The sequence below is a fragment of the Ramlibacter humi genome (assembly GCF_004681975.1).
Lineage (GTDB): Bacteria > Pseudomonadota > Gammaproteobacteria > Burkholderiales > Burkholderiaceae_C > Ramlibacter > Ramlibacter humi.
This window is the reverse complement of the sequence record NZ_SMLK01000001.1, coordinates 329,449-341,648: the sequence shown is the minus strand read 5'-3', so window position 1 is coordinate 341,648 and position 12,200 is coordinate 329,449. Positions and strand designations below refer to the sequence as shown.

Sequence of the window (12,200 nt, the reverse complement as noted above, 5' to 3'; positions counted from 1 at the left end):
CTGGCCGGCTTCCCCGCCGGCACTGGGCGACACGGCCGCGCACGGGGCGCGGCCACCTTGTTGGCCGGTATCCGGGCTGGCGGAGAGTCGCGTCCATCGCCTTCCCGGTGGCGCCGTGTCGGGCGCCTGCCAGTGGCTGCTGTGATGGGGCGGGCGCCCTTGACGAGGCGCCATCCGCTTACCGTTGCGGGGGCAGCGCAGGTTGGCCCTGGTCGCCGTGCCGCGCACTGAGTGCGCGGTGGGCAGGGGGCTTCCTGCTTCCCGTTGAACTGCGGCATGCGAACCACACCGCGAGCACCAACGGGGCGATTTTAGGTGCATTCGTGAAACGCAACCCTACAATCCTTTCCACTTATGGCCAGCGCTTCCCAGGTCGAACAGATCGCCGAACGAGTCGAGCGCCTGCTCGTTCGCTACGAGGAACTGCAGCGCACCAACGCGCTGCTCGCGCAGCAGGTCGAAGTCCTCACCCACGAACGCGATTCGCTCCGCTCGCGCCTGTCGGCCGCCCGCTCGCGCGTCGACGCGCTGCTCGAACGCCTGCCCGACATCAACGCGGCGTCCTGAACTTTCCGCCATGGCCGCCACCAAGCAGATCGAAGTGCAGATCATGGGCCAGAGCTACCTGCTCGGCTGCCCGGAAGGCGGGGAAAGCCGCCTGCTGGAAGCGGTGGAGAAGGTGGACACCGCCATGTGCCGCATCCGCGATGCGGGCAAGGTGAAGGCGCGCGACCGCATCGCGGTGCTGGCGGCGCTGAACCTGGCTTTCGACATCGCCGACCGCGATGCCGCGCCGCGTGCGGCCGCACCCGCCCCGGTGGCCGCGCCCGCGAACGGCCACGACGACCCGCGCCTCGCGCAGCTGCTGCAGCGGCTGGATGGCGCACTGGGCGACGACGGCCGCCTGATCTGACCGGGGCTTCCAATGGCGTCATTCCCGCGAAGGCGGGAATCCAAGGCGTCCGTGTTCTGCGTATTCAGCAAAGCCATGGATCCCCGCTTTCGCAGGGGATGACGGAGTCGCTGTCAAGCTCGTCAACGCCTTCTCCGAAATGCGTCGGTGTCTTACGCGCCAGCCGCCCCCACCCGCCGCGATGACGACCTAGAATGGCCTCCGTCTGCAGTGCGTGCCGGGCTTTATATTTCCTTGAACCAATGCTCGTATGAGCCCGGGCTTGGAACAAACCTGGCGAGCGTGAACGTCTCGCGTCAGATGATCCCAACGCCAGGATGACCTCGCCCACCTGAACCCCCGGTTCAGGATGCCGGTCCGGTGCCTAGCTGCAGACACCTATCCATGACAAAGGCCGGAGCGATCCGGCCTTTGTCTTTGGCGAGTGATGTCTCCGGCGCAAAGCACCTGCGACTTCACCGTCAGCTTTCACGGCTGGGCTTGCGGGACAATCGCAGCCCCATGGACCTCGGCCTTCCCCTCCTTCTCGAACTCGCGGCGCTGGGCATCGGCACCGGTTTCCTCGCCGGGCTGCTGGGCATCGGCGGCGGGATGATCATGGTGCCCTTCCTCACCATCATCCTCGACGCGCGCGGCGTGCCGGCGGACCTGACGGTGAAGATGGCCATCGCCACGTCGATGGCCACCATCATCTTCACCTCCATTTCCAGCGTGCGCGCGCACCACAAGCGCGGCGCTGTGCGTTGGGACATCGTGAAGGCGCTGGCGCCCGGCATCGTCATCGGCAGCCTGATCGGCAGCCTGGGCGTGTTCGCGCTGCTCAAGGGCAACGTGCTGGCGATCGTGTTCGGCCTGTTCGTCGGCTTCTCGGCCACGCAGATGTTCCTGGACAAGAAACCCAAGCCCACGCGCCAGATGCCCGGCACCGCGGGCACCGTCGCCGCGGGCGGCGTCATCGGCTTCATCTCAGGGCTGGTGGGCGCCGGCGGCGGCTTCATCAGCGTGCCGTTCATGGCCTGGTGCAACATCGCCATCCACAACGCCGTGGCCACGTCCGCCGCGCTCGGCTTTCCCATCGCGGTGGCCAACGTCGCGGGCTACGTCGCCAGCGGCCTGAAGGTCGCCAACCTGCCGCCCGCCTCTTTCGGCTACATCTGGCTGCCGGGGCTGGTGGTCATCGCGGCGTGCAGCGTCTTCACCGCGCCGCTCGGCGCCAGGGCCGCGCACGCGCTGCCCGTCGGCAAGCTCAAGCGCGTGTTCGCCACCATCCTCTACCTGCTGGCGGCCTACATGCTCTACAAGGGCTTCGCGGCCTAACTCGCGCAGCACCTCCAGCACCAGCGAAGGCTGCGTCAGCTGGGGGAAGTGCCCGCTGCGGCGGGCGATCACCTGGCGGCCGCGCGGCGACAGCATCGCCAGTTCCCGCTGGTGCGCGCGCCGCGCGCGCAGGACTTCGGGCGGCACCAGCCACACCGGCGGATCGTTGCCGCCCGACATCACCGCCAGCGGCACGGCCGGAAACGGCGGCGCCGTCTCCACTTCGCGCGCGGTGGCGTCGATCCAGTCCATCTCCGAATGCAGGTTGGCGCGAAACAGTTTCTGCGGCAGCGACAGCACGCGCGACAGCACTTTCGCCAGGTGGCCTTCGTGGCCCTTCAGCTGCTCGCGGTCGCGCGGGTGCGTGGCTTCGAGCAGCAGCACGCCGGCCACGTCATGGGGAAAACGGCGCGCGAACAGCTGCGCATGCAAACCACCCAGCGAGTGGCCGACCAGCAGGTACGGCGGCTTCAACTGCAGCGCGTCCAGGAGCGCACGCGTCGAGTCCACCACCACGCTGCCGGTTTGCGGCGAGACCGGCTTCGCGCTGCGGCCGACGCCCGCGCGGTTCCACGCCAGCACGCGGCCGATGCTTTCGATGCCGGGATACAGGCGCGACCAGTCTTCGGCCGTGACGCCCGCGCCGTTGAACAGCAGCAGCGTCAGCGGGCCTTCGCCCGACAGCACGTATTCGATGCGGCCCGCGGGCGTGCGCAGCAATTGCCGCCGGGGCAAGGGACCGAGGAACACCCGCGCTCAGGCTCCCCCGATGCCGACGTTCACCTTGCCCGTGCCCTCGCATTCGGGGCACGGCCCGCCATTCAGCTGGCCGGTGCCGCCGCACGCGCGGCAGATGTCTTCGCCGGTGCCAGGCGTTCCCACGGGTGCTTCATCACCGGGCGCCATCGGCGGCGTGGGCGCGCCGGGACGCGCGCCCTGCCCGCCCGCGGGCCGGTCCGAAGCGCCGGGCGAAGCCGGCGTGTGCACGGCCAGGTCGATGGACGCGCCCGGGTCTTCCTCGCCGGCGACGGACTCGCTCAGGTCGATGGGTTCGGTGGGAGCCATGCGGCCATCGTAGGCACCGCTTCCGGGCGCCGCCGTAGGACGGCACCGTGTGGCCGCGGCTCAGCGGCCCTGCCAGCGCGGCGCGCGCTTGCCGACAAAGGCCGTCACGCCTTCGCGGAAGTCTTCGCTGCCGTACGCCGCACGGATCAGGTCGGCGGCGCCGGGCAGCTGCGCGTGCAGCAGGCGGTTGAACGCCTGCTTGCTCACCCGCTGCGTGACGGGTGCCAGCGAAGCCAGCTTCGCGCACAGCTCGTCGCCGGCCTGGCCGATGGCATCCGCCGCGGCGATCTGCAGCACATAGCCGGCGGCATGCGCTTCCTCGGCGGTGAGCAGCTCGGCCAGCAGCAGCAGCCGCTCCGCGCGCGGGCGCCCCACCGCCGCAACCAGCCGCGCGACGTTGGCCATCGACAGGCAATTGCCCAGCGTGCGCGCGATCGGCACGCCCAGCTTGGTGCCCGGCGTGGCGATGCGGAAATCGCAGGCGGTCGCCAGCGCCAGCCCGCCGCCGATGGCCCAGCCTTCCAGCACCGCAACGGTGGGCATGGGCAGCGATTCGACCGCTTGCACGCAGGCGTCGATGCGCTCTTCGTAGGCCACGCCGTCTTCGCCGGAACGGAAGTCCTGGAACTGGGCGATGTCGGTGCCCGCGACGAAGGCCTGCCCGCCGGCGCCGCGGAAGCGCACCACGCGGATCGACGCGTCGTCGCGCAGCTGCCCGCAATGGCGCACCAGCGATTCGTACATCGCCCACGTCATCGCGTTGCGTGCCTCGGGACGATCGAACGTCACCGAAGCGATGGGACCTTCGACCTGCAGGTGGACCGCGCCTTCGCCGCTCATGCGCCGAACGCCCCTTGCGCCTTCAGGTTCGCAATCTCTTCGTCGCTGACCCCTGCTTCGGCGAGCACCTCGTGCGTGTGCTCGCCCAGCAGCGGCGGATGGCGGCGCACCTGCTGCGGCGTGCCGGACAGCTTCACCGCGAAACCGATGTTGGGCACCTGCCCTTCGACGGGATGCTCGATCTCCATGCGCATGCGGCGCGCCTTGGCGTGCTCGCTGCCGAACGCTTCCGGGTACGACAGGATGGGCCCGGCGGGGATGCCGTTGGCCAGCAGCGTGTCGACCCAGTAGTCCTTGGGCTTCGTGCGGAAAGTTTTTTCCAACTCGTCCTGCAGCGCCTGCCGGTGCTTCAGCCGCAGCGCGATGGTGGTGAAGCGCTCGTCCTGCAGCAGTTCCTCGCGGCCCATCAGCTGGCACAGCTGCGTCCACAGCTTCTGGTTGTTGGCGCCCATCACGAAGTGGCCGTCGGACGAAGCCATCGCCTGGTACGGCGCGGTCATCTTGTTGGACGTGCCCAGCGGCTGCGGTGGCACGCCCGTGCCCCAGTAGTCGCAGATGTCCCAGACCGAAAACGCCATCACCGAATCGAACAGCGCGGCGTCCACGTACTGGCCCTGCCCCGTGTTCTTCGCGCCGATGTACGCGGCCAGCGTGGCGTAGATCGCGAACAGCGCGCAGCCGATGTCGGCCACCGGCACGCCCGCCTTCACCGGCGGGCTGTCGGGGTAGCCGGTGACGCTCATCACGCCCGACATGGCCTGCGCCATCAGGTCGAAACCGGGCCGGTCGGCCCACGGACCCGTCTGGCCGAAGCCCGAGATGCTGGTGTAGACCAGCTTCGGGTTCACCTTGCGCAGCTCTTCGTAGCCCAGGCCCAGGCGGCGCATGGCGCCGGGGCGGTAGTTCTCGACCAGGATGTCGGCGTCCCTCGCCAGCCGCAGCAGCACCGACTTGCCGGCCTCGGTCTTGAGGTCCAGCGCGATGCTGCGCTTGTTGCGGTTCATGTTCAGGAAGCCGAGCGAGTCGGCGCCCTTCATCTTGAACCCCATGGACCCGCGCGTCTGGTCGCCCGTGCCCGGCGGTTCGATCTTGATCACGTCGGCACCCAGGTCGCCCAGCAGCATGCACGCATACGGGCCGGCCATCACCTGGCTGATGTCGAGGACCTTGACGCCTTGTAAGGGGAGCGGTTGTGTCATTGGAGTACTTCGAATGCGGGCTCCCTTACGCAGAGTTCGCGGAGGTTACGCAGAGATCGCAGAGAAAACCTTTTAAGTTTTTTTTCTTCTCTGCGTACTCTGCGCTCCCTCCGCGAACTCCGCGTAAGGGCGTCCGCTTTCGGGTTTTCAGACCTCGCCCTTGACGCCGCCGTCCTTGATGATCTTGGCCCACTTGACCTGTTCGGCCGCCATGAACTCGCCGAACTTTTCGGTGGAGCCGCCGCCGTCTTGCGCACCCGAAGCCGCAAGCTTCTCCTGCACGTCGGGCATCAGCATCACCTTGTTCACGTCCTCGTTCATGCGCTTGGCCATGGCCACCGGCATCTTCGCGGGGCCGGCCAGGCCGTACCAGGTCGTCGCTTCGAAGCCGGGGAAGCCCGACTCGGCCATCGTCGGCACGTTCGGGTAGGCGCTCACGCGCTGCTGTCGGGTCTGCGCGATGGCGATGGCCTTGCCGCTCTTCACGTGCGGCGTGGCGGCGGTCATGGTGTCGAAGCTGTACTGGATCTGCCCGCCGATCAGGTCGGTGAGCATGGGGCCCGAGCCCTTGTACGGCACGTGGATGGCCTTGACCTTGGCGGCCAGCATGAACATCTCCAGCGCCAGGTGCTGCGCGCTGCCCGTGCCCGCGCTGCCGAAAGCCACCTTGCCCGGGTTGTCGCGGCACAGCTTCACGAGGTCGGCCACCGTCTTGGCGGGCTGGTGCTCGTTGCAGATCAGCAGGTTGGGCGTCACGCCCACCAGCACGATGGGCGCGAAGTCCCTGGCCGGGTCGTAGTTCACCTTCTGCAGGCCGGGCGTGATGGCCTGGCTGTTGATGTGCGCCATCAGCAGCGTGTTGCCGTCGCCCGGCTGCTTGGCCACGTAATCGGCGGCGATGGTGCCCGACGCACCCGCGCGGTTCTCCACGAGGACCGACGTCTTCCACATGTCGCCGAGCTTCTGGCCGATGACGCGCGCCAGGATGTCCGTGCCGCCGCCGGGCGCGAAGCCCACGATGATGCGCACCGGCCCCGCAGGCAGGTTCTGCGCGCGCACCAACGGCGCGGCCAGGGTGGCCGCTACACCGGCGGCGAAGGTTCTGCGTTGCATGCTTGTCTCCTTGTTTGAATCAATGACGAATGACTTCGCTTCGCTCAATGACGAATGACCCGCTGCGGCTGGATGACTTGGTCATTCGTCATCAAAGCGCAGCAAGGTCATTTGTCATGCGGCTTTCTTCAGCGGCACCGCGGACGCGTGCGAAGCGAAGTGGTCCATCGCGGCCTGCACGCCCGAGCCGGCCAGCTTCACGCCGGACAGCTTCAGGCCCATCTCGCAGCCGCCCAGCGCCGCCACCAGCGTCAGGTCGTTGCAGTCGCCCAGGTGGCCGATGCGGAACATGCGGCCCTTCACCTTGCCCAGGCCGGTGCCCAGCGACAGGTCGAAGCGTTCGTAGATCAGCTGGCGCACCTTGTCGGCGTCCACGCCATCAGGCATCACCACCCCGGTGAGCACCGGCGAATACACGGACGGATCGGCGCACTGGATCTCCAGGCCCCAGGCCCTCACCGCCGCGCGCACGCCTTCGGCCCAACGCTGGTGGCGGGCGAACACCGTGTCCAGCCCGCCCTGCTGCTCTTCCAGCAGCATGTCGCAGGCTTCGGCCAGGCCGTACAGCAGGTTGGTGTTGGGCGTGTAGGGGAAGTAGCCGGTCTTGTTCATCTCGACCATCTCGTCCCAGGCCCAGAACGACTTGGGCAGCTTCGCGTTCTTGCTCACCTCCAGCGCCTTGGGCGACAGCGCGTTGAAGCTGATGCCCGGCGGCAGCATCAGCCCTTTCTGCGAGCCGCTGACGCAGACGTCCACGCCCCACTCATCGTGGCGGTACTCGGCCGACGCCAGGCCGGAGATGCTGTCCACCATCAGCAGCGCCGGGTGCTTCGCGGCATCGATGGCCTTGCGCACCGCCTTGATGTCGCTGGTGGCGCCGGTGGACGTTTCGTTGTGCACCACGCACACGGCCTTGATGCGGTGCTGCGAGTCTTCGCGCAGGCGCTTCTCGATCAGGTCCGCCTGCACGCCGCGCCGCCAGCCCTCCACGCCCGGCAGTCCGAGGAACTCGGTCTGCAGCCCCAGGCGCGTGGCCATCCTGTTCCACAGGCTGGCGAAGTGGCCGGTCTCGTACATCAGCACCGCGTCGCCGGGCGACAGCGTGTTGGCCAGCGCGGCCTCCCATGCACCGGTGCCGGAAGCGGGATAGATCACCACGGGGTGCTTCGTCTGGAAGATGCGCTGCATGCCCGCGAGCACGCGCTTGCCCAGCAAGGCGAACTCGGGCCCGCGGTGGTCGATGGTGGGCAGGCTCATGGCTCGCAGGATGCGGTCGGGTACCGGCGAAGGCCCCGGGATCTGCAGGAAGTGGCGGCCGGTGGGATGGAAATCGAGCGTCAGCATGGTGGCGCATTTTTGCATACAAAATTCGCCTCGCATCCGGACATTCCCCGACATGCTCAGCCGGACAGTGGCGAAATTTGCATACAATCCGCCTCATGGCCGACGTCATCTCCATCCCGCGCGCGGCCCTGCACGAGCAGGTGGCGCAGCGCCTGCGCCAGATGCTGGTGGAAAACCGCATCGCGCCGGGCGCCAAGCTCAATGAGCGCGAGCTGTGCGAACAGCTCAAGGTTTCGCGCACGCCGCTGCGCGAGGCGATCAAGATGCTGGCCGCCGAAGGCCTGGTGGAACTGGTGCCCAACCGCGGCGCCATCGCGCTGGCGCTGGGCAAAGCCGACGTGGTGAACACCTTCGAGGTGATGGCCGGGCTGGAAGGCCTGTCGGGCGAACTGGCCGCGCAGCGCATCACCGACGCCGAACTCGCGGAGATCCAGGCCCTGCACTTCGAGATGATGGCCGCGTACACGCGCAAGGACTTGTCGGCCTACTACAGCCTCAACGCGCGCATCCACCGCGCCATCAACGCCGCGGCCAAGAACCCGGTGCTGACCACCACCTACAACCAGGTCAACGCGCGCCTGCAGGCGCTGCGTTTCCGCTCCAACCAGGATGGCGCCAAGTGGAAGCGCGCGGTCAAGGAACACGAGAAGATGATCGAAGCCCTTGCCGCGCGCGACGCCGCGGCCTTGCGCACCGTGCTGGTCACGCACCTGCACAACAAGCGCGACACCGTGCTGGAACAGCTGCGCGAGGACGCCAGGCCGACGCCGCGCCGGAAGGCCCGCGAATGAACGCGCCCTTGCCCCTCACCGTCGCGCGCGAAGCTGCCGGCGCTTACGACCGCGTCGCATCGGTCACCAACGACATCGCCGGCAAGCTGGCGCAGCGCCTGGCGAAGGAAACGCAGGGCGAAGTGCTGTTCTCCCCCGCCGACCGCGGCCGCTATGCCACCGACGCGTCCATCTACCAGGAGACGCCCGTCGGCGTGTTCGTGCCGCGCGTGGCGGAAGACATCCGCCTGGCGCTGGACATCTGCCGCGACCTGAAGGTCCCCATCGTGCCGCGCGGCGGCGGCACCAGCCAGTGCGGCCAGACCGTGGGCGCGGGCCTCGTCATCGATTGCTCCAAGCACGTGCGCGGCATCCTCGAAGTCGATGCCGCCAATCGCACCGCGGTGGTCGAGCCCGGCCTGGTGCTGGACCACCTGAACGCCGCGCTGAAGCAGCACGGCCTGTGGTACCCGGTGGACGTGTCCACCAGCGCGCAGGCCACGCTGGGCGGCATGGCGGGCAACAACTCCTGCGGCAGCCGCAGCATCGCGTGGGGCAACATGGTCCACAACGTGCTGGGCATCGACGCCTGGACCGCCGACGGCCAGCTGCACCGCTTCGGCAAGTTCGACGAAGCGGCCGGCTTCGTCCGCGGCATCGGCGAGCAGGTGCGGCAGATGGCCGGCGACCTGGCGCCCGACATCGACGCGATGTGGCCCAAGGTGCTGCGCCGCGTGGCCGGCTACAACCTGGACGTCTTCCGCAACCAGAACCCCAAGCCCTACACGGCCGACGGCTCCGTCAACCTCGCGCACCTGCTGGTGGGCAGCGAAGGCACGCTGGCCGTCACGCGCAGCCTGAAGCTGCAACTGGCGCCGCTGCCGCGCGCGAAGGTGCTGGGCGTGGTGAACTTCCCGACCTTCTACAAGGCGATGGACACGGCGCAGCACATCGTGCGCCTCGGCGAAGGGACACTCACGGCGGTCGAACTGGTCGACCGCACGATGATCGAGTTGTCGCTGCAGAACCCCGCCTTCGCGCCCATCGTGCGCGGCGCGGTCATCGGCCAGCCCGACGCTGTGCTGCTGGTGGAGTTCTCCGGCCCGGAGAAGGCACCGCTGGTGAAGCACCTGGACCGCCTGGTGCAGCTGATGGGCGACCTGGGCCTGCCCGGTTCCGTGGTGCGGCTGGAAGACGACGGCGCGCAGAAGGCGCTGTGGGAAGTGCGCAAGGCCGGCCTCAACATCATGATGAGCCTGAAAGGCGACGGCAAACCGGTCAGCTTCATCGAGGACTGCGCGGTGCCGCTGGAGCACCTGGCCGAGTACACCGACGCGCTGACGCAGGTGTTCCGCAAGCACGGCTCGCGCGGCACCTGGTACGCGCACGCGTCCGTGGGCACGCTGCACGTGCGCCCGATCCTGGACATGCGGCAGGGCGGCGCGCCCAAAATGCGCGCCATCGCCGAGGAAGCGTCCGCGCTGGTGCGCAAGTACCGCGGCGCCTACAGCGGCGAGCACGGCGACGGCCTGTGCCGCGGCGAATGGATCCAGTGGCAGTTCGGCCCTCGCATCACCGAAGCCTTCGCGCGCATCAAGGACCTGTTCGATCCGCAGCACCTGCTCTGCCCGCGCCGCATCGTCGACGCGCCCCGCATGGACGACACGCGGCTGATGCGCTTCCCGCCCAGCTACAAGGTCATCCCGCTGCAGCCCGCGCTGGACTGGCGTGGCTGGGACGTGCAGAACGACCCTTCCACCGAGAAGACCACGCGCCCCGGCACCGGCGGCGATCCGGCGCACGGCTACGCCAAGGCCGTGGAGATGTGCAACAACAACGGGCACTGCCGCAAGTTCGACGCGGGGACGATGTGCCCCAGCTACCGCGTCACGCGCGACGAGAAGCACCTGACCCGCGGCCGCGCCAACACGCTGCGGCTGGCGCTGTCGGGGCAGCTGGGGCCGCAAGGCATCACGAATCCGGAAGTGCGCGATGCCATGGACCTGTGCGTGTCCTGCAAAGGCTGCAAGCGCGACTGCCCTACCGGCGTGGACATGGCGAAGATGAAGGTGGAGTTCCTGCACCACTGGCATGCGCGCCACGGCTGGACGCTGAAGGACAAGCTCGTGGCGCGCTTGCCCGACTACGCGCGCCACGCCGCCCGCATCGCGCCGCTGCTGAACCTTCGCAACCGCGTGCCGCTGCTGGCGCGGCTGGGCGAGAAGATGCTGGGGTTCTCCGCGCGCCGCAGACTGCCGGAATGGCGCGCCGACCATTTCTTCCGTGAACGGCCTGCGACGGCGAGCAGGGACCAAGTCCTCGCGGCCGCAAAGCCGGTGGTGTTGTTCGTCGACACGTTCAACGGCCACTTCGAATCCGAAAACGCGCGCGCCGCGCTCGCTCTGCTGCAAGCGGCGGGCTACACCGTGCACGTCGCCACCAAGGCGAACGACGACGGCGGCCACCTCTGCTGCGGCCGCACCTACCTCGCCACCGGCCAAGTCGACGAAGCCCGCCGCAAGGCACGCGAAGTGGTGGAGGCGCTCTCCCCGTTCGCCGAGCGCGGCATCGCCATCGTCGGCCTGGAGCCGTCCTGCCTGCTCTCGCTGCGCGATGAGCACCTGTCGCTGGGCCTGGGCGCTCCCGCGCAGAAGATCGCCGCACATGCGCTGCTGCTGGAGGAGTTCCTCGCGCGCGAGCTCGACGCCGGCCGCCTGGACGAGCTGAAGGCCAAGCTGCGGCCCGTGACGCGGAAGATCCTGGTGCACGGCCATTGCCACCAGAAGGCATTCGACGCGGTGTCGCCGGTACTCAAACTGCTGAAACTCATCCCCGGCGCGCAGCCCGAGCTGGTGGAAAGCAGCTGCTGCGGCATGGCCGGCGCTTTCGGCTACGAAGCCGCGCACCACGACGTGTCGATGGCGATGGCCGAACTCAGCCTGCTGCCCGCGGTGCGCAACGCGCCCGACGCGATCGTCGTCGCCGACGGCACCAGCTGCCGGCACCAGATCCGCGACGGCGCGGGCCGCGAAGCGGTACACGCGGCGGTGCTGCTGGCGCGGCAGTTGCCGGCGGCTTGACCCTGCATGCCGGTGCGGCGAGCCCGCACCGGCAGAATCGGCGGCATGGCCGCCCCCCTCATCCGAGCCGCCCTTCCCAGCGACGAGCCCGTGTGGCGCGAGCTGTGGAAGGGCTACTGCGACTTCTACGAAGCCGCGCTTCCCGATGAAGTGACGCAGCGCACCTGGAAGCGCGTCCTCGATCCCGATTCGGCCGTGATGTGCGTGGTCGCCGAGGTTGACGGGCGCGTGCGCGGCTTCGCGCACTGCGTGGTGCACGAGAACACCTGGGAGACGCAGCCCGTGTGCTACCTGGAAGACCTGTACGTGGCGCCGGCCGCGCGCGGGCAAGGCGCCGGCCGGGCGCTGATCGAGTGGCTGCGCAACGCGATGCGCGCCGAAGGCTGGGCACGTCTTTACTGGATGACGAAGAGCGACAACGCCGCCGCGCGCGCCTTGTACGACCGCTTCACCAGCGCCGACGATTTCGTCCGCTACGTGATCCGCCGGAAATAGCGAAGGCGGCTCTCGCTGCTCGGCCGCCCGGCAGCCGCCCGGGACCTCGCACCCTCCTGCTTTG

At 68.7% G+C, this 12,200-nt stretch carries 11 protein-coding genes, 1 pseudogene and 1 riboswitch; of the genes and pseudogenes, 6 read left to right on the top strand and 6 right to left on the bottom strand.

Translation table 11 applies throughout. The features are described 5' to 3' along the window. Positions 1 to 45: 45 nt before the first annotated feature. Positions 46 to 317, bottom strand: a riboswitch (cobalamin riboswitch). Between the two features lie 37 nt (positions 318 to 354). The 3 genes from EZ216_RS01655 (at position 355) to EZ216_RS01645 (ending at position 2,230) form a co-directional block, all read left to right on the top strand. Further along, positions 355 to 567: a cell division protein ZapB gene (locus EZ216_RS01655; RefSeq protein WP_135247834.1), complete on the top strand. Its 213-nt coding sequence runs from the start codon at positions 355 to 357 to the stop codon at positions 565 to 567. Positions 568 to 577: 10 nt separating this feature from the next. Beyond that, positions 578 to 913, top strand: a complete 336-nt coding sequence (locus EZ216_RS01650) for a cell division protein ZapA (protein WP_135247833.1) — start codon at positions 578 to 580, stop codon at positions 911 to 913. Positions 914 to 1,414: 501 nt separating this feature from the next. Next, the gene (locus EZ216_RS01645) at positions 1,415 to 2,230 is read left to right on the top strand and encodes a sulfite exporter TauE/SafE family protein (RefSeq protein ID WP_135247832.1); all 816 of its coding nucleotides are present in this window, start codon (positions 1,415 to 1,417) and stop codon (positions 2,228 to 2,230) included. Between the two features lie 27 nt (positions 2,231 to 2,257). Here EZ216_RS01645 and EZ216_RS22055 read toward each other — a convergent pair. The 6 genes and pseudogenes from EZ216_RS22055 to EZ216_RS01615 all read right to left on the bottom strand — a co-directional run. Continuing rightward, positions 2,258 to 2,917: pseudogene (locus tag EZ216_RS22055) on the bottom strand (alpha/beta fold hydrolase); the annotation flags it as partial. A gap of 69 nt (positions 2,918 to 2,986) precedes the next feature. Further along, positions 2,987 to 3,295 carry a hypothetical protein gene (locus EZ216_RS01635; RefSeq protein WP_135247830.1) on the bottom strand — a complete coding sequence of 103 codons (309 nt, stop codon included), beginning with the start codon at positions 3,293 to 3,295 and terminating at the stop codon, positions 2,987 to 2,989. Positions 3,296 to 3,355: 60 nt separating this feature from the next. Further along, complete coding sequence (locus EZ216_RS01630; RefSeq protein WP_135247829.1) at positions 3,356 to 4,135, bottom strand: enoyl-CoA hydratase/isomerase family protein; 780 nt, start codon at positions 4,133 to 4,135, stop codon at positions 3,356 to 3,358. Continuing rightward, positions 4,132 to 5,334 (bottom strand): CaiB/BaiF CoA transferase family protein, encoded by a 1,203-nt coding sequence (locus tag EZ216_RS01625; RefSeq protein WP_135247828.1) that lies wholly within the window; start codon positions 5,332 to 5,334, stop codon positions 4,132 to 4,134. Before EZ216_RS01625 ends, EZ216_RS01630 begins: the two co-directional genes overlap by 4 nt. A gap of 147 nt (positions 5,335 to 5,481) precedes the next feature. Next, entirely contained in the window at positions 5,482 to 6,447 is a 966-nt protein-coding gene (locus EZ216_RS01620) for a Bug family tripartite tricarboxylate transporter substrate binding protein (RefSeq protein WP_135247827.1), read from the bottom strand. Between the two features lie 114 nt (positions 6,448 to 6,561). Next, positions 6,562 to 7,791 (bottom strand): pyridoxal-phosphate-dependent aminotransferase family protein, encoded by a 1,230-nt coding sequence (locus EZ216_RS01615; protein ID WP_135247826.1) that lies wholly within the window; start codon positions 7,789 to 7,791, stop codon positions 6,562 to 6,564. A 95-nt stretch (positions 7,792 to 7,886) separates the two neighbouring features. Between EZ216_RS01615 and EZ216_RS01610 the strand changes: the two genes are divergently transcribed. Genes EZ216_RS01610 through EZ216_RS01600 form a run of 3 tightly spaced genes read left to right on the top strand, consistent with a single transcriptional unit; the run spans position 7,887 to position 12,136 of the window. Next, complete coding sequence (locus EZ216_RS01610; protein WP_135247825.1) at positions 7,887 to 8,582, top strand: GntR family transcriptional regulator; 696 nt, start codon at positions 7,887 to 7,889, stop codon at positions 8,580 to 8,582. Continuing rightward, positions 8,579 to 11,641 carry an FAD-binding and (Fe-S)-binding domain-containing protein gene (locus EZ216_RS01605; protein ID WP_135247824.1) on the top strand — a complete coding sequence of 1,021 codons (3,063 nt, stop codon included), beginning with the start codon at positions 8,579 to 8,581 and terminating at the stop codon, positions 11,639 to 11,641. Before EZ216_RS01610 ends, EZ216_RS01605 begins: the two co-directional genes overlap by 4 nt. A 45-nt stretch (positions 11,642 to 11,686) precedes the next feature. After that, positions 11,687 to 12,136 (top strand): GNAT family N-acetyltransferase, encoded by a 450-nt coding sequence (locus EZ216_RS01600; protein ID WP_135247823.1) that lies wholly within the window; start codon positions 11,687 to 11,689, stop codon positions 12,134 to 12,136. The last annotated feature ends 64 nt before the right edge of the window (positions 12,137 to 12,200 follow it).

Coding starts and splice junctions, on each gene's coding strand:
- EZ216_RS01655 (WP_135247834.1), top strand. CDS start 355: ATGGCCAGCGCTTCCCAGGTCGAACAGATCGCCGAACGAGTCGAGCGC.
- EZ216_RS01650 (WP_135247833.1), top strand. CDS start 578: ATGGCCGCCACCAAGCAGATCGAAGTGCAGATCATGGGCCAGAGCTAC.
- EZ216_RS01645 (WP_135247832.1), top strand. CDS start 1,415: ATGGACCTCGGCCTTCCCCTCCTTCTCGAACTCGCGGCGCTGGGCATC.
- EZ216_RS01635 (WP_135247830.1), bottom strand. CDS start 3,295: ATGGCTCCCACCGAACCCATCGACCTGAGCGAGTCCGTCGCCGGCGAG.
- EZ216_RS01630 (WP_135247829.1), bottom strand. CDS start 4,135: ATGAGCGGCGAAGGCGCGGTCCACCTGCAGGTCGAAGGTCCCATCGCT.
- EZ216_RS01625 (WP_135247828.1), bottom strand. CDS start 5,334: ATGACACAACCGCTCCCCTTACAAGGCGTCAAGGTCCTCGACATCAGC.
- EZ216_RS01620 (WP_135247827.1), bottom strand. CDS start 6,447: ATGCAACGCAGAACCTTCGCCGCCGGTGTAGCGGCCACCCTGGCCGCG.
- EZ216_RS01615 (WP_135247826.1), bottom strand. CDS start 7,791: ATGCTGACGCTCGATTTCCATCCCACCGGCCGCCACTTCCTGCAGATC.
- EZ216_RS01610 (WP_135247825.1), top strand. CDS start 7,887: ATGGCCGACGTCATCTCCATCCCGCGCGCGGCCCTGCACGAGCAGGTG.
- EZ216_RS01605 (WP_135247824.1), top strand. CDS start 8,579: ATGAACGCGCCCTTGCCCCTCACCGTCGCGCGCGAAGCTGCCGGCGCT.
- EZ216_RS01600 (WP_135247823.1), top strand. CDS start 11,687: ATGGCCGCCCCCCTCATCCGAGCCGCCCTTCCCAGCGACGAGCCCGTG.